The sequence below is a fragment of the Micromonospora sp. DT31 genome, from assembly GCF_049841795.1.
Lineage (GTDB): Bacteria > Actinomycetota > Actinomycetes > Mycobacteriales > Micromonosporaceae > Micromonospora.
On sequence record NZ_JBNCKZ010000005.1, the window covers coordinates 1 to 26,318 of the forward strand.

Annotated in this window: 28 protein-coding genes and 1 pseudogene; 22 read left to right on the forward strand and 7 right to left on the reverse strand. The window is 71.8% G+C overall.

All coding sequences use genetic code 11. The annotated features are described in order from the left end of the window. Positions 1-72: 72 nt before the first annotated feature. Positions 73-1,101 (reverse strand): Scr1 family TA system antitoxin-like transcriptional regulator, encoded by a 1,029-nt coding sequence (locus ACLQ2X_RS10305; protein ID WP_425680755.1) that lies wholly within the window; start codon positions 1,099-1,101, stop codon positions 73-75. 160 nt (positions 1,102-1,261) lie between these two features. Here ACLQ2X_RS10305 and ACLQ2X_RS10310 point away from each other — a divergent pair. From ACLQ2X_RS10310 to ACLQ2X_RS10365, 12 genes and pseudogenes are all read left to right on the forward strand, one after another. Continuing rightward, a pseudogene (locus ACLQ2X_RS10310) lies at positions 1,262-1,884 on the forward strand (flavin reductase family protein). Between the two features lie 498 nt (positions 1,885-2,382). Then, positions 2,383-2,751 carry a DUF485 domain-containing protein gene (locus tag ACLQ2X_RS10315; protein ID WP_425680756.1) on the forward strand — a complete coding sequence of 123 codons (369 nt, stop codon included), beginning with the start codon at positions 2,383-2,385 and terminating at the stop codon, positions 2,749-2,751. Continuing rightward, a complete protein-coding gene (locus tag ACLQ2X_RS10320; protein ID WP_425680757.1) occupies positions 2,729-4,402 on the forward strand; it encodes a solute symporter family protein in 1,674 nt (557 codons plus the stop codon). Before ACLQ2X_RS10315 ends, ACLQ2X_RS10320 begins: the two co-directional genes overlap by 23 nt. Positions 4,403-4,467: 65 nt before the next feature. Then, positions 4,468-5,445: an NAD-dependent epimerase/dehydratase family protein gene (locus ACLQ2X_RS10325; protein ID WP_425680758.1), complete on the forward strand. Its 978-nt coding sequence runs from the start codon at positions 4,468-4,470 to the stop codon at positions 5,443-5,445. A gap of 74 nt (positions 5,446-5,519) precedes the next feature. Continuing rightward, the gene (locus ACLQ2X_RS10330; RefSeq protein ID WP_425680759.1) at positions 5,520-6,761 is read left to right on the forward strand and encodes an LCP family protein; all 1,242 of its coding nucleotides are present in this window, start codon (positions 5,520-5,522) and stop codon (positions 6,759-6,761) included. Between the two features lie 211 nt (positions 6,762-6,972). Then, the gene (locus ACLQ2X_RS10335; protein WP_425680760.1) at positions 6,973-8,187 is read left to right on the forward strand and encodes an LCP family protein; all 1,215 of its coding nucleotides are present in this window, start codon (positions 6,973-6,975) and stop codon (positions 8,185-8,187) included. 177 nt (positions 8,188-8,364) lie between these two features. Continuing rightward, the gene (locus ACLQ2X_RS10340) at positions 8,365-9,303 is read left to right on the forward strand and encodes an LCP family protein (RefSeq protein ID WP_425681071.1); all 939 of its coding nucleotides are present in this window, start codon (positions 8,365-8,367) and stop codon (positions 9,301-9,303) included. A gap of 28 nt (positions 9,304-9,331) precedes the next feature. Further along, positions 9,332-9,667, forward strand: coding sequence for a rhodanese-like domain-containing protein (locus ACLQ2X_RS10345; RefSeq protein WP_425680761.1), 336 nt, complete (start codon positions 9,332-9,334; stop codon positions 9,665-9,667). Positions 9,668-9,681: 14 nt separating this feature from the next. Beyond that, positions 9,682-10,470: a glycerophosphodiester phosphodiesterase gene (locus tag ACLQ2X_RS10350; RefSeq protein ID WP_425680762.1), complete on the forward strand. Its 789-nt coding sequence runs from the start codon at positions 9,682-9,684 to the stop codon at positions 10,468-10,470. Positions 10,471-10,546: 76 nt separating this feature from the next. Beyond that, complete coding sequence (locus ACLQ2X_RS10355) at positions 10,547-12,001, forward strand: ATP-binding protein (protein ID WP_425680763.1); 1,455 nt, start codon at positions 10,547-10,549, stop codon at positions 11,999-12,001. 29 nt (positions 12,002-12,030) lie between these two features. Beyond that, on the forward strand, positions 12,031-12,480 hold the full coding sequence (locus tag ACLQ2X_RS10360; protein ID WP_425680764.1) for an ATP-binding protein: 450 nt from the start codon (positions 12,031-12,033) through the stop codon (positions 12,478-12,480). Between the two features lie 73 nt (positions 12,481-12,553). After that, entirely contained in the window at positions 12,554-13,438 is an 885-nt protein-coding gene (locus ACLQ2X_RS10365; protein ID WP_425680765.1) for a DUF5926 family protein, read from the forward strand. A gap of 22 nt (positions 13,439-13,460) precedes the next feature. Here ACLQ2X_RS10365 and ACLQ2X_RS10370 read toward each other — a convergent pair whose 3' ends face one another. Further along, on the reverse strand, positions 13,461-14,678 hold the full coding sequence (locus ACLQ2X_RS10370) for an arginine deiminase (RefSeq protein WP_425680766.1): 1,218 nt from the start codon (positions 14,676-14,678) through the stop codon (positions 13,461-13,463). Between the two features lie 162 nt (positions 14,679-14,840). Between ACLQ2X_RS10370 and ACLQ2X_RS10375 the strand changes: the two genes are divergently transcribed. From ACLQ2X_RS10375 to pheA, 4 genes are all read left to right on the forward strand, one after another. Next, a complete protein-coding gene (locus ACLQ2X_RS10375) occupies positions 14,841-15,581 on the forward strand; it encodes a hypothetical protein (protein WP_425680767.1) in 741 nt (246 codons plus the stop codon). A 146-nt stretch (positions 15,582-15,727) separates the two neighbouring features. Further along, a complete protein-coding gene (locus tag ACLQ2X_RS10380; protein WP_425680768.1) occupies positions 15,728-16,183 on the forward strand; it encodes a hypothetical protein in 456 nt (151 codons plus the stop codon). 32 nt (positions 16,184-16,215) lie between these two features. Beyond that, positions 16,216-16,728 carry a hypothetical protein gene (locus ACLQ2X_RS10385; protein WP_425680769.1) on the forward strand — a complete coding sequence of 171 codons (513 nt, stop codon included), beginning with the start codon at positions 16,216-16,218 and terminating at the stop codon, positions 16,726-16,728. 10 nt (positions 16,729-16,738) lie between these two features. Further along, positions 16,739-17,695 carry a prephenate dehydratase gene (gene pheA, locus ACLQ2X_RS10390; protein WP_425680770.1) on the forward strand — a complete coding sequence of 319 codons (957 nt, stop codon included), beginning with the start codon at positions 16,739-16,741 and terminating at the stop codon, positions 17,693-17,695. 43 nt (positions 17,696-17,738) lie between these two features. Here the strand turns inward: pheA and ACLQ2X_RS10395 are convergent, their stop codons facing one another. The 3 genes from ACLQ2X_RS10395 to ACLQ2X_RS10405 all read right to left on the reverse strand — a co-directional run bounded on the left by ACLQ2X_RS10395 (position 17,739) and on the right by ACLQ2X_RS10405 (position 19,419). Then, positions 17,739-18,461 (reverse strand): AIM24 family protein, encoded by a 723-nt coding sequence (locus ACLQ2X_RS10395; protein ID WP_425680771.1) that lies wholly within the window; start codon positions 18,459-18,461, stop codon positions 17,739-17,741. 97 nt (positions 18,462-18,558) lie between these two features. Beyond that, entirely contained in the window at positions 18,559-18,903 is a 345-nt protein-coding gene (locus tag ACLQ2X_RS10400) for a metallopeptidase family protein (protein WP_425681072.1), read from the reverse strand. An 87-nt stretch (positions 18,904-18,990) separates the two neighbouring features. Beyond that, positions 18,991-19,419, reverse strand: coding sequence for an OsmC family protein (locus ACLQ2X_RS10405; protein ID WP_425680772.1), 429 nt, complete (start codon positions 19,417-19,419; stop codon positions 18,991-18,993). Between the two features lie 119 nt (positions 19,420-19,538). Here ACLQ2X_RS10405 and ACLQ2X_RS10410 point away from each other — a divergent pair, with 119 nt between their 5' ends. The 3 genes from ACLQ2X_RS10410 (at position 19,539) to ACLQ2X_RS10420 (ending at position 22,138) form a co-directional block, all read left to right on the forward strand. Continuing rightward, the gene (locus ACLQ2X_RS10410) at positions 19,539-20,288 is read left to right on the forward strand and encodes a hypothetical protein (protein ID WP_425680773.1); all 750 of its coding nucleotides are present in this window, start codon (positions 19,539-19,541) and stop codon (positions 20,286-20,288) included. A gap of 216 nt (positions 20,289-20,504) precedes the next feature. Beyond that, on the forward strand, positions 20,505-21,326 hold the full coding sequence (locus ACLQ2X_RS10415; protein WP_425680774.1) for an HAD family hydrolase: 822 nt from the start codon (positions 20,505-20,507) through the stop codon (positions 21,324-21,326). Next, positions 21,326-22,138 carry an HAD family hydrolase gene (locus tag ACLQ2X_RS10420; RefSeq protein ID WP_425680775.1) on the forward strand — a complete coding sequence of 271 codons (813 nt, stop codon included), beginning with the start codon at positions 21,326-21,328 and terminating at the stop codon, positions 22,136-22,138. Before ACLQ2X_RS10415 ends, ACLQ2X_RS10420 begins: the two co-directional genes overlap by 1 nt. A gap of 27 nt (positions 22,139-22,165) precedes the next feature. Here the strand turns inward: ACLQ2X_RS10420 and ACLQ2X_RS10425 are convergent, their stop codons facing one another. Then, positions 22,166-22,756 (reverse strand): bacterial proteasome activator family protein, encoded by a 591-nt coding sequence (locus tag ACLQ2X_RS10425; protein WP_425680776.1) that lies wholly within the window; start codon positions 22,754-22,756, stop codon positions 22,166-22,168. Positions 22,757-22,815: 59 nt separating this feature from the next. Here ACLQ2X_RS10425 and ACLQ2X_RS10430 point away from each other — a divergent pair, with 59 nt between their 5' ends. After that, positions 22,816-23,643 carry an alpha/beta hydrolase family protein gene (locus ACLQ2X_RS10430; protein WP_425680777.1) on the forward strand — a complete coding sequence of 276 codons (828 nt, stop codon included), beginning with the start codon at positions 22,816-22,818 and terminating at the stop codon, positions 23,641-23,643. Between the two features lie 48 nt (positions 23,644-23,691). Next, positions 23,692-24,912 carry an ABC transporter substrate-binding protein gene (locus tag ACLQ2X_RS10435; protein WP_425680778.1) on the forward strand — a complete coding sequence of 407 codons (1,221 nt, stop codon included), beginning with the start codon at positions 23,692-23,694 and terminating at the stop codon, positions 24,910-24,912. A gap of 51 nt (positions 24,913-24,963) precedes the next feature. Here the strand turns inward: ACLQ2X_RS10435 and ddaH are convergent, their stop codons facing one another. Beyond that, complete coding sequence (gene ddaH / locus ACLQ2X_RS10440) at positions 24,964-25,797, reverse strand: dimethylargininase (RefSeq protein ID WP_425680779.1); 834 nt, start codon at positions 25,795-25,797, stop codon at positions 24,964-24,966. 59 nt (positions 25,798-25,856) lie between these two features. Between ddaH and ACLQ2X_RS10445 the strand changes: the two genes are divergently transcribed. Then, positions 25,857-26,315 carry an Lrp/AsnC family transcriptional regulator gene (locus tag ACLQ2X_RS10445; RefSeq protein WP_425680780.1) on the forward strand — a complete coding sequence of 153 codons (459 nt, stop codon included), beginning with the start codon at positions 25,857-25,859 and terminating at the stop codon, positions 26,313-26,315. Positions 26,316-26,318: the final 3 nt, after the last annotated feature.

Genomic DNA, 26,318 nt, shown 5'->3' on the forward strand with positions numbered 1-26,318 from the left:
CGGCACGACGCCGCCGGGCCGACAGGCCGCGCGGCGTGTCAACCAACACCGTGAACGTTCGTGGTCACGGCACTAGCTGGCGCGGCGCATCGCGGCGTAGACGTGGTTACCCTCGCCCACGCTGAGCACGTTCACCAACTCCCAGCCGTAGTTCGACAGATGCTCGACCGCCTCCATCAGCGGCGGGAACCCGCTGCTGCCCCACTTGTGCCGCGCGATGATCATCAGGTGCCGATGCGGGTAGGCACGGAGGTCGACCTGGCCGCCGAGGACGGCGTCGGCCTTGATGACGCGCTCCTGGGCGAGCTTCTGCGGGGGTACGAGAGCCATGCCCCGCAGGGTAGGCGGGGCAGTCGAGCAATGCTCGGTGAAGGTGCGCGACCAGCGAGCGCAGGCCTCGGGGGCGAAGATGAGACCCGGGCCGGACGGGTCCTTGCTGTCCCGAACCAGCACCACCCCGGGCAGACCGGCGTGCTCGTCGACCGCCAGCGGCACCACATGTAGTCGCACGGCCGGTAGCTCGGCCAGCTCCAGCAAACCGCGCGAGCTGACCCTCCAGTACCGCCGTCCGCCGACCGGCCGGCGGACGGCCGTCTCGTCCAGCAGGAAGACGCAGTGTGGTGGCTCGTCGCGGTGGAGCAGTTGCTGCCGCTCCATCCGGAGGGCCACAAGTTCGTCCATCATGGTCGGCGAATGAAGGCCACCGGTGGACCTAACAGCACGGGCGTACTCCTCCGTCTGGAGCAAACCTGGAACCAGACATGCCTCGAAGGCGCGCAGTCTGACCGCCTGCTGCTCGTACCCTCGCCAGGGGCACGAACCACGACGGACCCTGCTCCTGGTCGGCGGTCTTGAGCAGGCTTGCCAGGAGGCCGCCGGTGCCGAGGGCCTGGTCGGCGGCGGCCAGGGTTCCATCGTGGGCCGACGGCGGCCGGTCTCGATGGCGGCGACCGTTGACGGACTCCACCGGATCGCCGCCAGCGCCTCCTGCGAGACCTCGGCCCCGGCACGGGGGCCTTCAACGCCCGGATCCACACCTCGATGCCCATCCTCGCCCCCTCCGGTAAGTACGCGACCGCGCTCCGTAGTAACCCCTGGCATCCTCCCCCGCCGGGCGCCCCTTTCCCAGGGAGGCGCACGTGCGAGGAGAGCGCGGAGATCTTGGAAGGAAGGTGCCCCCGGAGGGATCGGATCTTCCAAGATCGGGACAGGGCGGGCACACCTGCCGAGCCGGACGGCACTGCTGTTTCACCTCGGCGGGCTGCTGGCCGAGGCGAACACGCAGCTCAGCGACGCCAAGAACCGGCACGGCGCTTCCGCGGCTGGGTCCGGGGCCGGGGCGGCACAATGTTTCACGTGAATCATGAGCAGCCGGGTGCCGAGATCCACCACATCGATCCGTTCGCGGTGCCGACGGGGCAGCGCTCGCCGGTACGCCGCCTGCGCGGCCGGCTGGCCGCCTCGGTGACGCTCTGGACCGCGCCCGGCCCGGCCGGACTCACCGTCTCCTCCACGCTCGTGGCCGAGGGGGAACCGGACCGGCTGCTCGGCCTGGTGGACCCGGAGTCGGAGCTGTGGGCGGCGGTCGAGGACGCCGGGCGATTCGCGGTCGCCCCGCTGGGCCCGCGCCACCGGCAGCTCGCCGACCGCTTCGCCGGCCTGTTCCCGTCGCCCGGCGGCCTGTTCGCCATCGACGCCTGGACGGAAACGCCCTACGGGCCGGTGCCGTCCGACGCGGGCGGGTGGGCCGGCTGCCGGCTCGACGCCGCCCGGGAGTACGGCTGGGGGCTGCTGATGGAGGCCACCATCGAGACGGTCGACCTGGCCGGGGACACCGCGCCCCTGCTGCACTACCGTGGCCGCTACCGCGACCTGACCGACTAGTCACCTGGCCCCGACTCCAGCAGGCCGCGACCGGCGTGAGCCGGTTTGTGGTCCTGGATGCCGCCGGCCGGCGGCGGCCGTGGTCGGCACCCGGCAGACGGCTGACCCCGCGGCGGAGGTCGAGGTAGCCCGGTCCGTTCTCGCCGGCGCCCTCCTCGATGCAGCGCGCGATCAGCCTGCTGGTGCCCGCTACGGGCCTCGGTCTCCGGCTGCGGAACACCGGTCTGCGACTGGCGGCGCTGCTCGCCCGTCCCTGACGAACGGGTACCCGCTAACGATCATCAGGTTGACGGTGCTCGTCGTCCGACCTGTCGTCACCAAGTTCATGATCAGCGCAGGCGGGTGAACCGGTTAGCGGAGTGACCTGGGTCACTGGGCGCAGTGGAGGCGCCATTGGGCGCACCGGACGACCGGCACCCGTCCGAGCCTTTCGCGACGGGTTCCGCACTCCTAGCGTGCGCGGAAATCCCCCATGCCTGCGAAGGTGGTGATCCACAGATGTCCACGGACACACCCGCGTCCGCACCCGCCGAGTCGACGGCGGAACGGTACGTCGCCGTCCAGCGGTCCGACGAGTTCGCCGGTTTGCGGCGCGCGCTGCGCGGTTTCATCTTCCCGATGACTGTCGCGTTCTTCCTGTGGTACGCGCTCTACGTCATCCTCTCCGCGTACGCGCGGGGATTCATGGGCACCAAGCTCATCGGCAACATCAACGTCGCCCTGGTCTTCGGCCTGCTCCAGTTCGTCTCCACGTTCGTCATCGCCTGGCTCTACTCGCGGTTCGCCAACCGCCGGATCGATCCGGTCGCCGACCGGATCCGCGACGAGATGGGGGAGGTGACCCATGAACACGGTCCTCGCGGCTGAGGCGGGCAGCACCACCGCCCGGAACCTCACCATCACGCTGTTCCTGGTGTTCGTGGCGATCACGCTGGCGATCACCGTCTGGGCCAGCCGGCAGACCAAGACCGCCACCGACTTCTACGCCGGCGGTCGTTCCTTCTCCGGCTTCCAGAACGGCATGGCGATCGGCGGCGACTACATGTCGGCGGCGTCCTTCCTGGGCATCGCCGGCATCATCGCGCTGTACGGCTACGACGGCTTCCTCTACTCGATCGGCTTCCTGGTCGCCTGGCTGGTGGCGTTGCTGCTGGTCGCCGAGCTGCTGCGGAACTCCGGCCGATACACGATGGCGGACGTGCTGGCGTTCCGGATGCGGCAGCGGCCGGTCCGGACCGCGGCGGCGGTCTCCACCATCACCGTTTCGATCTTCTACCTGCTGGCCCAGATGGTCGGTGCGGGCGCGCTCGTCGCCCTGCTGCTCGGCATCAAGCCGGGCACCACGTTCCTCGGCATGGACGCCGACACCGCCAAGGTCGCCACCATCATCCTGGTCGGCGCCCTGATGATCATCTACGTGACGGTCGGCGGCATGAAGGGCACCACGTACGTGCAGATCGTCAAGGCGTTCCTGCTGATGAGCGGCGCGCTGCTGATGACGCTGCTGGTGCTCGCCAAGTACAAGTTCAACCTGTCGTCGCTGCTCGGCGACGCGGCTGCCGCGTCGGGCAAGGGCGCCGCCTTCCTCGAACCCGGGCTGCGCTACGGCGTGGAGACACCCGGTGACGCGCTGAAGACGTTCTACAGCAAGATGGACCTGCTCTCGCTGGGCATCGCGCTGGTCCTCGGCACGGCCGGCCTGCCGCACATCCTGATCCGCTTCTACACCGTGCCGACCGCGCGGGCGGCCCGCAAGAGCGTGCTCTGGGCGATCGGCATCATCGGCGCGTTCTATCTGCTCACCCTGGCACTGGGCTTCGGCGCGGCGGCGATCGTCGGCGGGCCGGCGATCACCGCGCAGGACAAGGCCGGCAACACCGCGGCCCCACAGCTCGCCGAGGCGTTGGGGGTGGACTTCTTCGGCGGGAACCTGGGCGGGGCGACACTGCTGGCGATCATCGCGGCGGTCGCGTTCGCCACGATCCTCGCGGTGGTCGCCGGCCTCACCCTGGCGTCGTCGTCGAGCCTGGCGCACGACTTCTACGCCAACGTGATGAAGAAGGGGGAGGCGTCGGAACGGCAGGAGGTGAACGTCGCCCGGATCTCCGCGCTGGTGATCGGCGCGGTCTCGATCGTCCTGTCGATCTTCGCGCAGAACCTGAACGTGGCGTTCCTGGTGGCGTTGGCGTTCGCGGTCGCCGCCTCGGGCAACCTGCCGGCGATCCTCTACAGCCTGTTCTGGAAGCGGTTCAACACCTCCGGGGCGGTCTGGTCGATCTACGGCGGCCTCCTCGCCGCCGTGGTGCTGGTCTTCTTCTCCCCGGTCGTCTCCGGCGCGGCGACGGCGATGTTCCCCGACCACGACTGGCAGTGGTTCCCGCTGTCGAACCCGGGCATCATCTCGATCCCGTTCGGTTTCCTGTGCGGCTGGCTCGGCACGATCCTGTCGAAGGAGAGCGACGAGGAGAAGTACGCGGAACTGGAGGTGCGCTCGCTCACCGGAGCCGGCGCCCACTGAGCACGGCGGTTGTGCGGGGCCCTGCCACAGGCGGGGCCCCGCCTCGCGTGTATAGGCTGACCGCCATGAAGGTCGCTCCCCGCTTCGGTACCGGACACCGCATCCTCGTCACCGGCGGCGCCGGTTTCGTCCCGTCCCACCTGGTCGACCGGCTCGTCGAGCGTCGCTGCACCGTGGTGGTGCTGGACAACTTCGTCACCGGCTCCAAGGACAACGTGGCCCACCTGCTGGACACGCCGACCTTCACCCTCGTCGAGGCGGACATCTCCGAGGGCGTGCCGGCCCACCCGGCGATGGCCGAGCGGTTCGACGCGATCCTGCACATGGCGTCCCCGGCCAGCCCGACCGACTTCGAGAAGCTGCCGGTGGAGATCCTCCGGGTGGGCTCGGTGGGCACGCTGGCCCTGCTGGAGCGGGCCACCGACGACGGCGCCCGGTTCCTGATGGCCTCCACCTCCGAGGCGTACGGGGACCCGAAGGAGCACCCGCAGCGCGAGACGTACTGGGGCAACGTCAACCCGATCGGCATCCGGAGCGTCTACGACGAGGCGAAGCGCTTCTCCGAGGCCGCCACCATGGCCTACCACCGCAGCCGGGGCACCGACACCGCGATCGTGCGGATCTTCAACACGTACGGCCCGCGGATGCGCCCGGACGACGGCCGGGCCATCCCGACCTTCATCTCCCAGGCGCTGCGTGGGGAACCGATCACCGTGCACGGCACCGGCAACCAGACCCGTTCGATCTGTTACGTCGACGACCTGGTGCGCGGCATCCTGCTGCTGCTCGACTCCACCCAGACGGGGCCGATCAACTGCGGTACCGAGCACGAGATGTCGATGCGGCAACTCGCCGAGACGATCGTGTCACTCACCGAAAGCACGTCCGAGGTGAGCTACATCACTCGATCATCCGACGACCCGGAGATGCGTCGCCCGGATCTGACGCTCGCCCGCGACCTGCTCGGATACGAGCCGAGCGTCACACCCGAAGACGGTCTCCGGCGCACGATCGACTACTTCCGGGGCCGGCTCGGCTACTGAAACCGGGCGGCTGCCGGCTGACATCGGCGCGCGTACCACGGCATCGGTGGCTCGGCCGACCTACCCTCGGTTACATGTCCGCCACTTCGTCTGCCGGCGCCCCGCTTCCCCGCCCCCTCAACCGGGGCGCGGGGCGTGCCCAGGTGCCCGACTCCGGTCGGGCCACCGCGCGCGCTCGCGCCACGGATGCCCGCTGGTACCCCCCGTCCGACGAGGCACCGCGTTCGGGCGGCCCGGGCGGCCCGGGTGGGCCGAGCGGCCCCGGCCGCCCCGGCGGCGGTCCGGGTGGCTCGGGCCGCCGTGGCCCGCGACCGCGCTGGGGGCGCATCGCTCTGGTGACCGGCGTCGCGGTGCTGGTGCTGGCGCTGCTCGGCGGCGTCGGCGCGTGGTTCTACGCCCGCAACCTCGACGACGACCTGGCCCGCACCGACCCGTTCGCCGGGCTCACCGGGGGACGGCCGGTCAAGAAGGTCGACGGCGCGTTCAACATCCTGCTCGTGGGCAGCGACTCGCGGGATCCGGACGCCCCGGTCGACGGGAGCGGAAAGTGGCGCGCGGACACCGTGATCGTCATGCACATCCCGGCCGACCACAAGAGCGCCTACCTGGTCTCGGTGCCGCGTGACCTGTACGTGCCGATCCCGGAGAACGCCGGCGCGTCCTGCGACTCCGGCTCCCGCAACAAGATCAACGCCGCGTTCGCGTTCGGCGGGTTGCCGCTCGCCGTGAAGACCGTCGAGTGCTTCACCGACGTACGGATCGACCACGTGATGGCCATCGACTTCGGCGGCTTCAAGGAGGTCACCGACGCCCTGGGCGGGGTCGACCTGAAGGTCGAGCGGACCGTCACCTCGATCCACAAGCCGTACCGGACGTTCACCAAGGGCGTGAACCACATGAACGGCGCCGAGGCCCTGGACTGGGTCCGGCAGCGCAAGCAGTTCCCGGACGGCGACTTCGCCCGGATGCGCCACCAGCAGGATTTCCTGAAGGCACTGATGGACAAGGCGGCGAGCACCGGCACGCTGACCAACCCGAAGAAGCTGAACGACTTCCTCAAGGCGGTGACCGCCGCCGTCACGGTCGACCAGGGATTCTCGTTGACCGACATGGCAGTGCAGTTCCGCAGCCTGCGCGGCGAGAACCTGACGTTCGTCACCAGCCCGCACCTGGGCGGTCAGACCGTCGACGGCCAGTCGGTGGTGGTGTCCGACCGGGCGAAGGCGCTGACGATGTATCAGGCCATCGCCGCCGACAAGATGGCCGAGTGGATGCAGGCCAACCAGAAGGGCTCGGGCGACAACACCGGCGGCTGACGGCAGCGCGCGGCACGGCGTAAGCCCACGGTGAAACGCTTCGTACCACCGAGGCCAACCGCCGACCAGGCCCTTACCCCTACCCCTACCCATTCGGCCACATCCCTGGGGGGTAGGCCGGTATTGACGGGAATGACCGCCTCGCGAGGTCGCCAGAACGCGAGCAGATACGTAAAGTGGTCCCGCCCCCGATCACCGAGCTGGAGCACGCATGTCGGTCCAGACCAGCCGTCGCCCGCACTCACCGGTACCCGGATCATCCGGGCGGGTCCCTCCGGTCGTTCCCTCGCAGCCCGGTCCCGGCGGTCGCGGTCCCGGCGGCGGGAAGAAGAAGCGCACCAAGCGCAAGGACCCGCTCTGGGCGAAGCTCACGCTTGTGCTCGGCGCGGTGCTGATGGTGACCAGCGGCGTCGCGATCGTCGGCAGCAAGGCGGTCATCGGCCAGGCCACCAACAACATCGCCCAGCGTGACCTGCTCGGCGGGGCCGGCAAGAGCCAGGCCGAAGGTGGCAGCAGCCTGGAAGGCCCGATCGACATGCTGCTGCTCGGCGTGGACGCCCGGGAGCGCTGGGCCGCCGACGACGTCCGCTCGGACACGATCATCATCCTGCACATCCCGGCCAGCCACGACCAGGCGTACCTGATCTCGATCCCCCGGGACACCGAGGCGCGCATCCCGGCGTTCCAGAAGAGCGGCTACCGGGGCGGCACCGACAAGATCAACGCGGCCTTCTTCCACGGCGCCCAGAACGGCGGCGGTTGGGAGGGCGGTGCCCAACTGATGGCCAAGACGATCAAGTCGATGACCGGGATCGGCTTCGACGGCGCGGCGATCATCAACTTCGGCGGCTTCAAGAACGTGATCGACGCGCTCGGCACGGTGCGGATCTGCGTGAGCCACGAGGTCCCGTCGCACCACATGTCGTACGTCGACGGCAAGCCGATGTGGAACGCGGACGCGAAGAAGACCGGCAAGCCCTACAAGACCGTGGTGCACAAGAAGGGCTGCCGGGAGATGGAGGGCTGGGAGGCGCTCGACTACTCCCGCCAGCGCTACGGCCTGCCCAACAGCGACTACGACCGGCAGCAGAACCAGCAGCAGCTGATCAAGGCGATGGCGAAGAAGGCCACCGACGGCGGCATGCTGTCCAACCCGATCAAGCTGAACGGCCTGATGAAGGCCGCCGGCAAGGCGTTCGTCCTGGACACCGGCGGCGTGCCGATCGCCGACTTCATCTACACCCTCAAGAACCTCAGCGGCAACGACCTGGTCACGTTGCGCACCAACGGCGGGACGTTCGCCGGCAACAGCAACGGCCGGGAGACGTTCAACCAGACCAGCATGGAGATGTTCCAGGCCGTCAAGAACGACAAGCTGGCCGACTTCGTGATCACCAACCCGGAGGTCCTCTCCACCCGCAAGTGACCCGCTGACCTGCGCGAAAGCGGCACCGGCCGGCCGATCCCCCCGTAGCGTGGACGTGAGCGAGTCTCATGCCGCGGCTACGGGGGGATCGTCACGTCCAGACCGGCACGGAACCGACGCGGGCGGGGTAGATCCGCCCGCTGGCCCCGGTTCCTGCTCGGCACCGGCCTCGTCCTGATCCTGCTCGCCGCGCTCGGCGTCGCCGGCCTGAACTGGCTCACCCACCGCTACGACCGCACGGTCGCCAAGGAGCAACTGCTCGACCCGGCCGCCCGCAAGCAGCGGACCGACCTGGACGGCGCGCTCAACTACCTGCTGATCGGCTCCGACCAGCGGCCCGGCGCGCGCGCCGAGGACCAACGCTCCGACACCATCCTGATCGTGCACGTGCCGGCCGGGATGCGGCAGGCATACCTGATCTCCGTACCGCGCGACCTGCTGGTGGCGCTCCCCGCGGCCCCCGGCTTCCCCGGCGGCCAGGACAAGCTCAACGCCGCGTACGAGCACGGCGGCGGCGGCGAGGGCGGCGCACGGCTGCTCAGCACCACCCTGAGCCGGCTCACCGGCATCCGCTTCGACGGCGCGGCGCTCGTCGACTTCTCCGGCTTCAAACAGGTCATCGACCAGCTCGGCGGCATCCGGATGTGCGTGGACACGCCGGTGCGCTCGATCCACACCCAGACCCAGTTCAACCCCGGGTGCCAGCAGATGGACGGGGCGCGGACGCTCGACTACGTGCGGCAACGTTACGACCTGCCCGGCGGCGACTACGACCGGCAGCGGCACCAACAGCAGATGCTCCGGGCGGTGCTCGACCGGGCCGGGGAGACGCGCCTGCGCACCGACCCGGTCAAGCTGGACCGGGTACTGCGCGCGGCGGGCGGGGCGCTGACCGTGGACACCAACGGCGTACCGCTCGACGACCTGTTGTTCGCGTTGCGCGGGCTGCCCGCGGACGCCCTGCACGGGGTCCAGGTGCCCTCCTACCCGCAGACCATCGACGGGATCTCTTTCGTGGTGCTCGACAACGGCGGCGGCGGGCTCTTCGCCGCGGTGCGTGACACCCGGATGCCGGAGTGGGCCGGGGCGAACCCACGCTGGGTCAACCGACTCTGAGCCGCCCGAGCGACTAGGCTTGGCTACCGTGTTCGGAGCCCAACTTCCCAGCGTCCCCGCGTCGGCCGTGCCCGACGACGTCTACCTGCTCGACGTCCGGGAGGACGACGAGTGGGCCGCCGGCCACGCGCCGGCCGCCCACCACCTGCCGATGACCGAGTTGCCGGCCCGCCTCGCCGAGATCCCTGACGACCGCGACGTCGCGGTGATCTGCCGCTCGGGCGGCCGATCCGGGCAGGTCGTCGGCTACCTGCTGCGCAACGGCTGGGACCAGGTACGCAACGTCGAGGGTGGGATGGGTGGCTGGGCCACGGCCGGTCGCCCGGTGGTCACCGACGACGGGCAGCCGGGCCGGGTCCTCTGAGGCGTGGCACGGCCATGACCACCCCGCTGGTCTTCGCCCACCGGGGCGCCTCGTACGACCTGCCCGAGCACACCCTCGCTGCCTACCTGCGCGCCCTCGACGAGGGCGCGGACGGGCTGGAGTGCGACGTCCGGCTGACCCGCGACGGGCACCTGGTCTGCGTGCACGACCGGCGCCTGGACCGGACCAGCAACGGTCACGGGCTGGTCAGCGCGCGTACGCTCGCCGAGCTGGACGCGCTCGACTTCGGCTCCTGGCACCGGGCCGACGCACCCGCCGACGACGACCCGCTCGACGAGTCCCACACCCGCCTGCTCACGCTGGAGCGGCTGCTCGACGCGGTGCGGTCCGCCGGGCGGCCGGTCCGGCTGCTGATCGAGACCAAGCACCCGTCCCGCTACCGGGGCGAGGTCGAGCGGAAGCTGGTCGCGCTGCTGCGCCGGCACGGGCTGGCCGAGCCCCGGCCGGACCACCCGGTCCAGGTGACGGTGATGTCGTTCTCCCCCCTGGCCGTACGCCGGATCCGGGAACTCGCGCCGGCGCTGCCCACGGTGTTGCTGCTGGAGGTGCTGCCGCGCTGGTGGCCGGTGGGCCGGCTGCCCTTCGGCAGCCGGATCGCCGGCCCGGGCGTGGATCTGGTCCGGAACCGCCCGCGCCTCGTGCCCGCGCTGCGGGCCGCCGGCAACTCGGTCTACGTGTGGACCGTGAACGAGCCCGCCGATCTGGAACTCGTGCTGGCCACCGGGGTGGACGGCGTGATCACCGACCGCCCGGCGCACGCGTTGGCGCGGTTGGGCCGGTGAGCCCCGGCGACCGGACTTCGAGACGTTCGCCCGGCCGGGGGTGTCCGGGAAGCGGACCGCGCGGCACACTCGGGACATGCCGGAGCTCACCGACTACCCCGCCCTCATCGCCGGCCACACCACCGCGATCAAAATGATCAACTCGGGTGAGTCGGGCCTGGCCGTGCTCACCCGCCTGCTGCGTGAGGTCGAACCGGCGGTCGGGGCGACAGGCATCGTCTTCGTCGAGTTCACCCAGGCGGGCGGACGGGTGATCGCGGCGACCGGCACCGCCGAGTTCCTGCTCGGCCGTCCGCTGCCCGCCACCGACCCGGCCACCGTCTGCCTGCTCGCCGGCCCTCCGGTGCGTGAGGTCCGGGTCGACACGGTCCCCGGCGCGCTCGCCGACGAGGTGGCCGGCCGAGGGCTGCACCGGATGATCGTGGCACGTGCCGAGATCGGCGGTCTGACGGTGGGCAGCCTGCACGCGCTCTACCCGGCGGCCGAGCCGCTGCAACCCGCGCAGCAGGCCGTCATCGGCTACGTGGCCGCCTGCGTCGCGCACATGTACGGCGGCCAGGCCGGCCTGCCCGTGCACGGCGACGGCCCGGTCGTGTCCGCGCTCGCCGACGGGCTCGCGGTGGTGGACCGCGACGAACACGTCCGGCTGTGGAACCCGGCCGCCGCCCAGCTGACCGGTCGGACGGCCGACGAGGCGCTGAGCCGCCCGCTGCCGTTCCCGCTGCCGCCCGCCGGTCAGGCGCTCGACCACCGGACACCGGACGGCCACTGGCTGCGGATCACCTCGGGCGGGCCCCCCGGCCCGAACGCGCTGCGCGTGGTGACCTTCCGCGACATCACCGACCAGCAGCGGCGCGACCACGGCCGGGACCTGTTCGTCGCGGTGACCAGCCACGAGCTGCGTACCCCGGTCACCGTGATCAAGGGGTACGCGGACACCCTCACCGACCATTGGGAGTCGCTCAGCGACGAGGACCGGCGGCAGGCCGCCCGGATCATCGGCCAGCGGGCCAACGAGCTGGCCCGGCTGGTCGACCGGCTGCTCACCGCCGCCACCGAGAACCGCCCCGGCGGCGAGCCGACCGCCCCGTTCGATCTGGCCGACGGGCTGCGGGCCGCCGTGGCTGACCTGCCCGCGGACATCCGCCACCGGGTGGTGCTCGACCTGCCGACCGACCTGCCCAAGGCGCTCGGCGACCGGCACACCCTCACCACCGTGCTCACCGAACTGGGCACCAACGCGGGAAAGTACTCGCTGCCGGACACACCGATCGAGATCAGCGCCGAGGCGGACGAACGGACCGTCTCGTTCCGGGTCGCCGACCGGGGCATCGGCATCCGCCCCGAGCACGTGGAGCGGGCATTCGACCGGTTCTGGCAGGGCGAGTCCGGCGACCGCCGGCGCTACCCGGGCGCGGGGCTCGGTCTCTATCTGGTCCGCCGGATCGTTGAGCAGCAGAGTGGGTGGGTGTCCCTCCGGCCCCGCCCCGGTGGGGGTACGGTCGCAGAGGTGCGGCTGCCCCGGGGTTGACCGAGGGCCCCGCGGGTGGAAGGAACGACGTGTCGACTGGTCCCGCCCAACGCTCGTGGTGCCTGGTGGTGCCCCACGATCCGACCGGCGCGCGCCTCGCCCGGCACCGGCTCGCCGACGAGTTGGCCGGTGTCGTCGCCCCGGCCCTGCTGGCCGACCTCGTCGCGGTCCTCGCCGAACTGGTCGGCAACGCGGTCCGGCACGCCGACGCCCTGCCCGGCGGGGTGATCCGGGTCGCCTGGCGGTTGCGGCTCACCGAGCACGGTCCCAGCGTCCAGGTGCGGGTCACCGACGGCGGCTCCGGCGCCGGTCCGCGCCTGCGGACCGCCTCCCCGGACGCGTGCGACGGGCGCGGGCTACACATCGTCTCCGGCCTGGCCACCCGGTGGGGCGTCGAGCGGGACGGCCTGGGCCAGAGCGTCTGGGCGCAGTTCGACCCGGCCTCCGCGCAGCGGCCGGACCTGGTCACCGCCGGCTGACCACCGGCGGCCCGACGGCTCGCGGGCGGGTCCCGGCCTCGCCCCGCCGCCCCGGCATCTAGGCTGTCTCGCCATGAGCAAGCGTCGGAAGAACCAGCGGGCGGGCGAGGCCACCGGCAAGCGGGAAAAGGTACGCGACGTCTTCGTGCCCCGGCCGTTCGAGGGCCTGACCGACGAACCGGAGTGGATCGCCCTGCGCGAGTTGGTGCCGGCCGCCTCCGCGCCGCTGCGGCTCACCCCCGAGTTGGTCGAGGAGTACGGGGACCGGCCGGTCATCCTGGCCACCGTGCTGCCGATGGCCGCGCCGGCGATGACCAAGCCGGACGGGCGGATCCTCATCGGCCTGCAGCGGCACCAGCAGTCCGGTGACGTCTCGCGGGACATCGCCGACGCGCTGCTGTGCGCGCTGAGGACCGAGCCGGGCGGCCAGGTGACCGTGCCCCCGTTGCCCGGACCCGGTCCCCGCCTCCAGGACGTCCTGGTGGACGGCCCGCTGGAGATCAGCATGCACGACGGGTTCGAGTTCTGGCTCGACCCGGGGGCCGCCGACGACCCGAACGTGCAGGCGTCGCTGGATCGGGCCAACTCGGCGGTCTACCCGACGGTGAAGCTGACCGCCGCGCGGGCCGCGTACTGGTGTCAGGTGCCGGAGAAGGCACACGTGCGCTGGGTGCTCCCGGAGGACGAGGACGTGGCGCTCGACGCGCTGTCCCGGCTCGGTGCGGCCGGCGCGCTGACCCTGGGCGACGACACGAAGTTCGCCGGCATGTTCCGGGCGCACGGACGGCTGGCGCCGGTGTGGGACCTGCCGGAGGGTACCCCGGCCGCCGACTGGGAAGGGCCGGTCGCCGACTTCGGCAAGCGCTACGCCGAGGCGGTCGCGGACCCGGAGCCGTTGGACGCGGCCGGGCGCCGGTCCCGTCAGGGTCTGCTCGGCCGCCAGTTGACGCTGCGCTGAGGCTCGCGCCGGCCGGCGGTGGTCAGGCGGCGGCCCCGCCGGGCTCCCGCACCAGCGGGCAGGACATGCACCGCGGGCCGCCCCGGCCGGAGCCCAGCTCGGAGCCGGCGATGGCGATCACCTCGATGCCGGCCCGCTCCAACTGCGCGTTGGTCTCGACGTTGCGTTCGTAGCCGACGCACAGCCTGGGTGCCAGGGCGAGGGTGTTGTTGCCATCGTCCCACTGCTCGCGTTCGGCGGTGACCGGGTCCAGGCCGGTGTCGATCACCCGGACCTGGTCGAGGTCCATCGCGTCGGCGGCGGCCCGCAGGAACGGCGCCGGGCCGTCGACCCGCAGCTCCTCGCCGTCCGCGCCGGCGATGACCGTGTACGCGGACAGCTCGTCGGCGACGTTCGCGTACATCAGCACGGTGTCGGCGTCGACCATCGTGCAGATCGTGTCCAGGTGCATGGTGGCGCGTTCCTGGGCGATCGGCACCACCAGGATGGTGTGTGCCAGCCCGGCGGCGAACACCTGCCGGGCCAACCGTTCCGCGCCGGCCGGGGTGGTGCGCTCACCGACGCCGACGGCCAGGACCCCCGGGGCGAGCAACAGCACGTCGCCACCCTCCAGATGCTCCATGCGGGGGTGGTAGACGAACTCGGTGCCGACGAAACGCGGGTGGTAGCGGTAGATCGCGTCGGTGAGTGTGGTCTCCCGCCGCCGCGCCGGCATGGCGAGGCTGGTCACGCCGACCCGGTCGCCGATCCAGACCGACGAGTCGCGGGTGAACAGCAGGTTGGGCAGCGGGTCGATGACGAAGTCGTGCCGGTTCATGAGTGTCCAGACGAGACCGCCCGGACGGTCGGCGCCGAGCCGCAGCTCCTCGTGGGCCAGCCCGGCGGTGAGTACGTCGGCCAGCCCGGCCGGGTCGAGGTACGTCAGGTGGTCGGCGACCCGCCGTCGCAGGGTCTGACCGAGCCGGCGGGAGCGCAGCACCTGCTCGGTCAGCTCGGCCCGGGCCTCGGGCACGGCGAGTGTCTCGGTGAGCAGGTCGGCCAGGTAGAGCACCTCGACGCCGCGGGAGCGCAGGGCCGCCGCGAAGGCGTCGTGCTCCTCCTGCGCACGTCCCACCCATGGGATAGCGTCGAACAGCAGACTGTCGTTGTTGCGCGGGGTGAGGCGGGCCAGTTCCGGTCCCGGGCGGTGCAGGAGCACCGTCCCGAGTTGGGCGACCTCGCTGTCCACATAGTGGGTCACCCTCGCAGCGTAGGGCAGGCTGGCGCACCATCCGGAAAAGTAGTGGGAATGAATATGGCATTCATCCGCACTCACTCCGGTGCTGCAACTTGCCGAGCCCCCGGGTGGGCAACGTAGGGTAGTGGAGACATAACTTCGAGAGACCTTTTGCCGGAGGTCGCGATGACTGTCTTTCCCGCTCGTCGGGCCGTACCGAGTCGGGCGCTGCCGCCCCACCCGGCGCCGCCCCCTAGGGTCGAGACCACCTCGGTGCTCGAACCGGCGCGGCCGACCCCACTGGAGTGGGCGCGACGCCGCCGGGCCGAGCGCGGTGCCCGCCGGTTGGAGGCCGCCGGGGCCCGCGCCCTGGGCCAACTCGACCACCTCGGCCCCGCCTGGCACGTCATCGAGTGGCCCCGGACGGACCCGGCGGACATGCTCCCCCTCGACCAGGGGCGCGACGATCGGGCCGGTTTCCTGGCCATCGGGCCGAGCGGTCTGTTCGCGGTCACCATCGCCGACCACGGCCGCGCCCGGGTGCTCGTCGCCGGTGACGTCGTGCAGATCAACGGGAAACGCCCGCCGTACGTGGCCGAGGCCCGCCGGGACGCCAAGCGGGCCAGCAAGGCCCTCTCCGAGGCGGTCGGCCTGCCCATCCCGGTCAGCCCGGTGCTGACGTTCGTCGGCTCCGGCGTGATCAGCGTCTACGGACTGCCGAAGGACTGTCTCATGGCCACCCACCGGGAGCTGGACCGGCTTCTCGTGGCCGGTGGCAACCGGATCAGCCCGGCCACCGCCGAGAAGCTCTCCCGGGTCGCCCAGACGCCGTCGACCTGGCTCAACGGCACGTACCGTCCCACCGCCGACTACCGGTGGTACGACGAGGGCCGAACGGCCGCTGACAAGCGAGCCGCCCGCCGGTAACGTCTCCGGCGACGCCACGCGGCCCACGGCTCCGCCCCCGACTGGTTCCGTCCGTCCGCGTCGTCGCCGGCCGCCCGGGCAGCCGAGGGCTCGCACCACACCGACCGGCTAGCGTGGACAGACCGTCGGTGTACATAGGAGGCGCGGTGGCCCACGTCGAACTCTCAATCTCGGACGTGTTCGTGCCCGCGGCGGAGACACCCACCGAGCCGGGGTCCGACAACTTCGGGCAGTGGTCCGCGATGGTTTTCCGGGCCGCCGAGCCGTGTCTGCTGATCGACACTTACACCACGGTCGTGGCGATCTCCTCGTCCGGCTGCGGCATGCTCTGCCTCGGCGCGCCCGAGGACGTGATCGGCCTGCCACTGCTGGAGGGCAGCCTGCGCCTGGTCGACTTCACGGCCAGCCCGAGCGAGCTCACCGAACAGGAGACCGACAAGATTCCACCGCTCCTGGCACTGCACTCCGGCCGCCTGGCCCGTGGGCTGCTCCGGGTCCAGGGGCCGGGCTCCGACGCCGGCCGGACGGTCGACGCGATCTCCACGCCGGTGCTCACCGACGGGACGGTCGCCGGCTCGCTCACGTTCCTCTCCGTGGTGTGAACCGACACCCCTCGACGCGGAGGACATGACACGTGCCCCGCACCCCTCACCACCTCGCGGTGGCGCTACTCGTCCCGCTCACGCTCGCGGCCTGCGGCACCCCGCCGGAACTGCGGACGCCACCGGCGAGCCCCACCGCCGCGGTGACCACCGCACCGGCGTCCGCCACACCGACGGCCGCACCGAGCACGACACAGGTGACGCCTGTCGTGCCGGCGCCCACCGTCTCCCCGTCAGGCCTCCCGGCGACGCCCTGCCGAAGCGGGCCGTCCGCCGATCGGATCGTCGCGGTGCTGCGCGGCTCCGCCGGAGTGCTGCCCCGCGGGGTACGCGTCACCGTGACCACCGGTCCGCTCTGCGCCGAGGACTGGCACTACACCGTGCTGGCGATCGCCGGCCACGAGGAACTCCAGGTCGTCACCCGGGGCGGCCGCGGCACGCCGATCCTGGTGACCGCCGGCACGGACGTGTGCGGCGTCGAGGTGCGGACCGTGGCCCCGGCCGGCATCCGCACCCTGGCCTGCGACGCCGGCCCGGGTGCGTAGGCTGGCCGGTATGCCGGGAACACCACCGACCCGCTTCGTCTACCTCGGTCCCGAGGGCACCTTCGCCGAGCAGGCGTTGCGGACCGTGCCCGCCGCCGAGCGGGGGGACCGCAGGCCCGCCCGCAGCGTCGGTGAGGCGCTGGACGCGGTACGCGCCGGCGAGGCGGACGCGGCGCTGGTGCCACTGGAGAACTCCATCGGCGGGGCGGTCGGGGTGACGCTTGACGAGCTGATCGAGGGCGACCCGTTGGTGATCACCCGGGAGGTGGTCCTGCCGGTGGAGTTCGTGCTGGCCGCCCGGCCCGGGATCGCGCTGGCCGACGTGCGCGGCGTCGCCGCCCATCCGCAGGCGTCCACCCAGTGCCGGGGCTGGCTGCGGGACCACCTGCCCGACGCCGCCGTGGTGGACGTGCTCTCCAACGGCGCCGCCGCGGCCGGCGCGGCGACAGGCGAGTACGACGCGGCGATCTGCGCCCCGATCGGGGCGATCCGGCACCGGCTGACCGTCCTCGCCGACAAGATCGCCGACCACCCGGACGCGGTGACCCGGTTCGCGCTGGTGTCCCGCCCGGCGCCACCTCCGCCACCGACCGGGGACGACCTCACCTCGCTGGCGGTCTGCCTCGCACACGACCGGGTGGGCGCCCTGTTGGCGGTGCTCATGGAACTGGCGGTACGCGGGGTGAACATGACCCGGATCGAGTCCCGCCCGACCGGGGAGGCGCTCGGCAGGTACGTGTTCTTCCTGGACTGTGCCGGGCACGTCGCCGACGTGCGCTTCGGCGAGGCGTTGCAGGGGCTGCGCCGGGTCTGCGCCGACGTGCGCTTCCTCGGGTCGTACCCCCGGCACCGGTGGAGCGCGGCGGCCGGTGACCGGCCCGCCCCGGCGCCGGCCGGGCTCTCCGACGGCGACTACGCCGACGCGGCGGCGTGGGTGGCCCGGCTGCGATCGGGCGAGTTGAGCTGACCTGCCCGGGGCGGCCCGCACGGGCGCCCCGGGCACCGTACGGTCACTGCAGCAGGCCGCCGAGCATGCCACCGCTGGACTGCTGGGAGCCGCTGCCGGCCGTCGGCGGCTCCTCCGAGGGCTGGACCACCACGAACCCCTGGCCGGCGAAGCTCATCGTGAACGCCTCACCTGTGGTGCGGCCGAGGAGCGTGCCCAGACCCAGTTGCTCGGCCCGGTGGTAGCCGGTCTGCAGGTTCGCCGACCAGCAGACCGCCGCCTGCGGGTCGACGTACGTCGGTGCGTCCACGTTGAGCACCACCGGGTGCCCCTTGGTGGTGATCGCGATCCGGCCGTGGCCGGTGAAGACGCAGTTGAACAGGCCAGCGGAGGAGGCCATGCCGGCGCCGCCGACCATCTTGATGTCGTACTTCAGGGTCGAGTCGAACGCCAGCACGCTGGAGCCATTGATGGACAGCGCGTCGCCGGGCTCCAGGTCGATGATGTGCACCTCCTTGGCGAAGTCGGCGAGGAAGACGTCGCCGCGCCCGGAGACCTTCATCAGCGGCACGCCCTCACCGGTGAGGCGCTGCTTGATGAACTTGCCGATGCCGCCGGAGCCGAGGGCCTGGAACTGCACCTGCCCCTGGTAGGCAACCATCGAACCGACCCGGGCCATCGCCTCGCCGTTGAGCTCGATCTTCAGCATTTTGGAGTTCTGCAGCCGCATGCCCGGCTGCTGGGACTCCTTCTCGAGGTTCTCCGCGGAGAACAGGGCGCTGCGCATGGGTTTCCTTCCCGGGTCAGGATGTGCCTGACCAGCAGGTTAGTGCACCGACGCAACCGCAGGTCAGCCGAAGCGTGGCGTGCCGGAACCGGACGAGTCAGCCCCAGCCGAGCTCGTGCAGCCGCTCGTCGTCGATGCCGAAGTGGTGGGCGATCTCGTGCACCACCGTCACCGCGACCTCCTCGACCACGTCGTCGTCCGTGTCGCAGATCGCCAGGATGGGGTTGCGGTAGATCAGGATGCGGTCGGGCAGCACGCCGGAGTAGTCCCAGCCGCGCGCGGTGAGCGCATGACCCTCGTAGAGCCCGAGCAGGTTCTCCCCCCGCGGCGGGTTGTCCTCGACCAGGATGACCACGTTGCTCATCAGCCCGAGCAGTTCCTCGGGCACCTCGTCGAGCGCCTCGCCGACCAGTTCCTCGAACCGGTCCCGGCTCATCTCCACGGCCACGCGCCCGGTCACTCCCTCACGATCGGCACGCACCACGGCCGGGGCGTCCGCGCGGAACGCCCCGCCGTGTCGTACGTGGTGTCAGGCCAGACGGGCGGTGAGTGTGATCTGCGCGCCCGGCGAGAGCAGGCGGGAGATCGGGCAGTTCTCCTTGGCCGCCTCGGCGAGCTTGGTGAACTGCGCCTCGTCGAGGCCGGGAACCTGACCCACGGTCTCCAGGTCGATGCGGGTCACGGTCATGCCCGCGTCGGTCTTGTCGAAGTGCACCTTGGCGGTCGTCTCCACCGCCGTGTCGGCGGCGCCCGCGTCGGCGAGCTGCTTGGACAGGGCCATCGAGAAGCAGCCGGCGTGCGCGGCCCCGATCAGTTCCTCGGGGTTGGTGCCCTCGCCCTCCTCGAACCGGGACTTGAAGGAGTAGTTGCCGGACAGGCCGCCCTTGCCGGTGCGGAGCGTTCCGGCACCCTCGGTGAGGTTGCCCTGCCAGCGTGCGGAAGCGGTACGGATAGGCATGGCACCGACGCTAACCGAAAGCCCGCCGCCCCGCACCGTACCCGCACGCCTCGATCCGGGCGGGCGGGTGCCGGCTGTGCCATGATTTCGACGCAGGCCCGCGTACGGGAAGGGTGGCCATGTCGCAGGATCTCCCCGTCCCCCGGCAGAACGAGCGGATCTCCACCCGGGACGACCGGCCCGACGACACCACGGTCGTCCAGTGGGGTGACGCAGAGTCGGCCCGCCCGGGCCGGGTGAGCCGCTCGCTGACCGCGCTGGGCCGCGACCGTCGCCTGCCGGCGGTGCTGGCCGGGCTCGGCGCGGTGGCTGCGGTCGCCTCGCTGATCGGCGAGTGGGTGGTGATCACGGTGCCGGTCCCCGAGAACCCGAGCGACGGCGACGCGCCGAGCCGGTTGACCAACGGGGTCTCCGAGATCGGCGGTTTCGGGGCGGCGTACCTGGTGGGGCTGCTCGGGCTGGCGGCCGTGCTGGCGCTGGCGTTGCGCGGCGCACCCGGGGTGCGACGGCATGCCCGGCTCGCCGGGCTGGGTCTGGTGGTGGGCCTGTTCGGCGTGCTCGGCGCCACCGCCTCCGCACTTGAGCAGATCGCCCGGCGGATCCTCTACTTCCTGGCGGACCAGCCGATCGAGGCCGAGCACGGGCGCGGGCTGGTCACCGGCTTCCTCACGGTCGCGCTGCTGGCCGCCGCGCTGCACCTGGCCGGCCGGGATGCGGAGCCCAGCGACGGACGGCCGACGGACGGCGAACCGGCCGACGACCGGCCCGCCCGGCGGCTCCGGGCGGCCGACGACGACCTCCCGCCGGCACCGGCCGATCTGACCGTGCAGCCCACGGTGCCGTTCGCCGGCCCCGAGCGGACCCGCTGAGCCGGCCACCGTCGCGCTTGAACCGGCCGCCGTCGCGCGACGGCCGTGGACCCGGCCGCGGTGGTCATCGGATGGCCGCCACCGGTTGGCCGCCGATTCGCCGGAAAGCCGTGGTTGCCGCCTCTGGGGCGAGATACGGTTGCTGCCCGCCGTTCGACGGTCGCGGCACCGAGGACCTGACCGACCGGTGTGACGGCGGCGGGCGAAGGAGGAACGATGACCCGCCCGGGGCTGCCCAAACTGATCGCCACCGACCTCGACGGCACGCTCGTGCGCAGCGACGAGACCGTCTCCGCGTACACCCACCAGGTGCTGGACCGGGTGCGGTCGGCGGGCATCCCGGTGGTCGGTGCGACCGGGCGCGGCCCCCGCCTGACCGAACTCACCCGTAACGACATCCGGGCCGCCGACTTCCTGGTGCTGGCCGGCGGTGGGCGGGTGGTGGACCAGAGCGACCCGGACGGGCCGGTGGTGCTGCGCGACGAACGCCTGTCCGGCGCGGTGCTCGCCCGGATCCTCGCCGACCTGGAGGCCGCCGTCGGGCCGCTTACCGTCATGGTGGAGGCATCGGACGAACACGACGCGCCCCTCTGGGGCGACTACCACCCGAGTTGGCCGTACCCGGACCGGTTCGAGGCACGCACCCGGGCCGACTGCCTCTCCGGTGAGGTGATCAAGGCGTTCGCCCGGACCGCCGACCACCACGTCGACGAACTGCTGGCCGCCGCCCGCCGGATCGTGCCGCCGCAGGTGGCCACGCTCACCCAGGCCGGGCTGGGCTTCGTCGAGATCTGCCCGCCCGACACGGACAAGGCCAGCGGGCTGACGGTGATCGCCGAGCGGCTCGGGGTGGACCCGGCCGACGTGCTCGTCTTCGGCGACCAGCCCAACGACCTGCCGATGTTCGACTGGGCCGGGTGGGCGCGGGTGGCCGTGGCGAACGCCCACCCGCAGGTGCGCGCCGCCGCGGACGAGATCACACTGCGCAACGACGACGACGGCGTCGCCGTCTACCTGGACCGACTACTCTCCCGGTGATGGGAGATCAACCTCGGCTCGTCGCGAGTGACATCGACGGCACGCTGCTCCGCGACGACCGGACCCTCAGCTCGCGTACCGCGGCGGTGCTGGCCCGCATCTCCGCCGCCGGCACGCCTGTCGTGCTGGTCACCGGCCGCCCGATCCGCTGGCTCCAACTGGTGTACGACCAGCTCGCCGCGCCGCTGCCGGCGATCTGCGCGAACGGCGCGGTGGTGTACGACCCGGCCACCGACGAAGTGTTGCGGGCCGACCCGCTCGCCCCGGAACTGCTGGCCGAGGTGGCCCGGCGGCTGCGCGCCGAGGTGCCCGGGGTGAGTTTCGCGGTGGAGATCGTGGACAGTCGACAGATGCGGCACGAGACCCACTACCCGATGCGGTGGGACGCCGACGCGGAGGCGATCCGGGCCATCGAGTCGCCTGAGGAGCTGCTGGCCGCGCCCGCGGTGAAGCTGCTGGTCCGGGCCGGTGAGCAGGACCCGGACGTGTTCGTCCGGGTGGTGGCCGGCGCGTTGGAAGGGCTGGCCGAGGCGACCCACTCGTCGTACAGCGGGCTGATCGAGATCTCCGCCGCAGGCGTGACCAAGGCCGCCGGCCTGGCCTGGTACGCGGCTCGGCTGGGCATCGACGAGCGGGACGTGCTGGCGTTCGGCGACATGCCCAACGACCTGCCGATGCTGACCTGGGCCGGACGGGCGGTGGCGGTCGCCAACGCCCACCCGGCCGTGCTGGAGATCGCCCACGAGGTCACCGGGCCGAACACCGAGGACGGTGTGGCGGCGTACCTGGAGCAGGTCTTCGAGGTGGACTGACCGGCGGCGCGCCCCGGCCGGCGGGGGTCACAGGTACTGACCGGGGGTGTGGCCCTCGGCGGCGCCGGGCATCCCGGGCATGCCCGGCATCATCGCGCCGGGCCCGCTGGGCAGCGCCTGGCGACCCGAGCGCATCTGTTCGAGCTGGACGCGGGCGGCCATCTGCTGGGCCACCAGCGCGGCCTGGATGCCGTGGAACAGCCCTTCCAGCCAGCCGACCAGCTGGGCGTGGGCGATGCGCAGCTCACCCTCGCTCGGCGCCTGCTCCTCGGTGAACGGCAGCGAGATCCGTTCCAGCTCCTCGCGCAGCTCGGGGGCGAGGCCGTCCTTCAGCTCGACGATCGAGCGTTCGTGGATCTCCCGCATCCGGTGCCGGCTCGCGTCGTCGAGCGGCGCCGCCTTCACCTCTTCCAGCAATTGCTTGATCATGCTGCCGATCCGCATCACCTTGGCCGGCTGCTCGACCAGACGGGTGGGATCCTCACCCTTGCCCTCGTCGGTCTGCATCGTGCCGACCGGGCGGCCGTCCGGCCCGACCACTACCACGGTGCCGGGGATGCCGTCGTTGCCCTGTTCGTCGTCGTGTCCGGCGGAATGCGCTTGGGTCATGGCTCCCATCTTTGCCCACCCCGCCGACGCCCACGCGCCGGGTCCGCCGGGCACGCTACGGTCGCCGCATGCCCACCGACCCCCGCGAGGTGCTGACCCGACCGTCCCCGCCCCCGGACGCGACCGTCGTCTACGGCGACCACCCCGACCAGTGCGCGGACCTGCGGCGGCCGGCCGGCGAAGGGCCACCCCGGCCGCTTGTGGTCGTGGTGCACGGCGGCTTCTGGCGGGCCGAGTACGACCGCGGGCACACCGGTCCGATGGCGGCGGCGCTGGCCGCGCTCGGTCATCCGGTCGCCCAGCTCGAATACCGCCGTACCGGCCGGCCGGGCGAGGGCTGGCCACACACCCTCACCGACGTGCGCGCCGGGATCGCGGCACTGCCGGCACTGGCCGCCGCGGCGCTGCCCGGCGTGGTGTCGCCGGTCCCTCCGATCGTTGTCGGCCACTCGGCCGGTGGGCACCTGGCGCTGCACGTGGCCGGGCACGCCCCGGACACGGTGGGCGGGGTGCTTGCCCTGGCACCGGTGGCCGACCTCGCCGAGGCGTACCGGCTGGATCTGGACGGTGGGGCGGTGGCCGCGCTGCTCGGCGGCGGGCCGGCCGACGTGCCGGACCGGTACGCCTTCGCCGATCCGTCGGCATCCGTGCCCATTCGATCACGCATCGTAGTCATGCACGGAAAGTTGGACGCCCAGGTGCCGGTGACGATCAGCCGCTCCTGGGGGGCTGCGGACCGGGCGGCGGGTGGCAGCGCCACGCTCGTGGAGCTGTCCGAATGCGAGCATTTCGGGCTGATCGCACCGGACTCGGCGGCGTGGCCACGTGTGGTCCAGGCGTTGCGGTCCCTTCACTATGCTCTTCCCACCATTGACGCAGCGTCGCCCAGCAGGTAGAACGCCGAAGGGGCGTGCACCATGGCCGCCCCGTCGGGAAGGAAATCGGTGGCACAGATGAACCGCAGGCGGGCCCTGCAACTGCTGGCCGCGCTGGGCACCACCGGGCTCGCGGCGGGTTGCGGCCCGGGCGACGACGCCGACGAGGAGGCCGGGTCCGGCAAACCGATCAAAATCGGCCTGATCGTGCCCGGTAGCGGGGCGAACAAGGCCATCGGCGACGATCTCGCCAACGGCCTCCAGCTATTCCTCAACATGCGCGACGAGCGCATCGGCGGGCACCCGGTCACCGTCGTGACCGCCGAGGAGGGCACTACCGCCGCCAGCGGCAAGGCCGCCGTCGACCGGCTGGTCAAGGAAGGCGTGCTCGCGCTCACCGGCGTGGTCAACCCGGTCGTGATGGACGGCATCAAGAACGCCGTCGAGCAGGCCCGGGTGCCGCTTCTCGGCTCCAACGCCTCCCCCTCGACCCTGCAGGGCGCCTTCTACATCTGGCGCACGTCGTACGTGCTGACCGAGCCCGGCGAGGCACTCGGGCAGTACCTGCGGGAGAAGCTCGACGAGTCCAGCCGGATCGCCGTCTTCGGCACCCGCGGCCCCGGCAGCGAGGACGTCATCGAAGGGCTGCGCCGCGCGTACGAGCAGGGTCGGCGGCTCACCGGGGACCCCGTCCTCACCGAGGACGACCCCAACCCGCCGCGCACCCTCTACTCTGGACCGATCCGCAAGGCGCTGGAACGCAAGACCGACGCGGTCTTCTGCCACTACTCCGGCGCGCAGGCCGTGCAGTTCGTCAGACAGCTCTACGCCCAGGGCTACCGGGGGCCGATCTACGCCCCCGGGTTCCTCACCGAGGGCGCCACGCTCGAACAGCTCGACGACGGCGAGAAGGGCCGGGAGCGAGGGCTGATCCAGGCGAACGGCATCGAGACGGCGCTGAACTACTCGGCCGACCTCAACAACACCGCGAACCGGATCTTTGCCTCGGCGTACCGGAAGACGTTCAACGCCACCCCGACCACGTACGCGATGGCCTCCTACGACGCCGCGCTGGTGCTGGACAAGGCGATCCGGCTGGCCGGGGTGAACCCGTCGGCGCAGCAGGTCAACCTCGCGCTCGGCAAGATCGGGCAGGTGGACAGCCCGCGTGGCACCTGGCAGTTCAACCAGACCCGCACCCCGCAGCAGAAGTGGTACCTGCGCCGGGTGCAGACCGACGGCCGGCTGCTGGCGAACGTGGTCATCAACGAGTTGGCCACGCTGGGCTGACCGGACCGGCGGCCGCCCGCCGGTCCGCGGTGGGCGGCGCGACGACGTCGGTCAGTGGCGCAGCTCCGCGATGCAGCACTTCACGCTGCCGCCGCCCTTCTTCAGCTCGGTCAGCTCCACCGGCAACGGCTGGTAGCCGGCTGCTTTCAGCTTGCCGGCCAGTCGGCTCGCCTCGTGGTTCAACACCACGTGGAGGCCGTCGCTGACCAGGTTCAGGCCGAACGCCAACGCGTCCTCGTCGTCGGCGACGAGCGCGTCCGGGAAGAGCTGCGCCAGCACCCGCTGGCTGGCGGCGGAGAACGCGCCCGGGTAGTAGGCGATGTTCCCGTCGTCGATCGACGCGAGCGCGACATCCAGGTGGTAGAAGCGCGGATCGACCAGCCGCAGGGAGACGACCGGACGGCCCAGCGCCTCCTGCGCCTCGGCGTGCGCGGCCGGATCGGTCCGGAAACCGTGACCGGCGAGGACCAGGCCGCCGTGGGCGCCCGGCAGGTAGGCGAAGTCGCCCTCGCCCTCGTTCGTCTCGCTCGGCGCGATGAACCGCCAGCCCCGCGCCTCGTAGAAGGCCCGGTGCACGCCGGCCTCGGCGGTCCGCTGCTCGTGCTTGAACCGGGCGCCGTAGACGGTGCCGTCGACCACGAACGCGCCGTTGGCCGCATAGACCATGTCCGGCAGTCCGACCCCCGGGGTGAGCACGTGCACCTCGTGACCCAGCCCGAGCAGCGTCTCCCGCAGCCGGTCCCACTGCTTGACCGCCAGGTCGGTGTCCACCGCGGTGGTCACGTCCATCCACGGGTTGATCGCGTACTCGATCGTGAAGTGCTCGGGCGAGCACATGAGATATGTCCGCTTTCGCGGGACTCGCTGCTGGTTCACGGTCACCAAGGGTAGGTAGGGTACAACTTTGGTAACAGCCACGAGCATTGCTTCCCCGGAGCGGAACGTTGCAGATAGACGCGGTCGACCAGCGAATCATTGCGTTGCTTGTGGCAGACGCCCGAGCCTCGTACGCGGACATCGGCACCCGGGTGTCACTCTCCGCCCCCGCCGTCAAACGACGGGTCGACAGGCTCCGCGCGACAGGCGTCATCCGCGGATTCACCGCCGTCGTCGACCCCGCCGCCGTCGGCTGGACCACCGAGGCGTTCGTGGAACTGTTCTGCGCCGGCCGGACCACCCCGGCGCAGATCGGCGCCGCCGCCCGCCGACACCCCGAGGTGGTCGGCGCGTACACCGTCTCCGGCGAGGCGGACGCGCTGGTTCACCTGCGCGCCGCCGACATCTCGCACCTGGAGGACGCGCTGGAACGGCTGCGGGCGGAGTCGTTCGTCACGTCCTCCCGCAGCACGATCGTGCTCTCCCGGCTGGTCGAGTCCCCCGGCGTCGGGCCGTCCACCACCTGACCT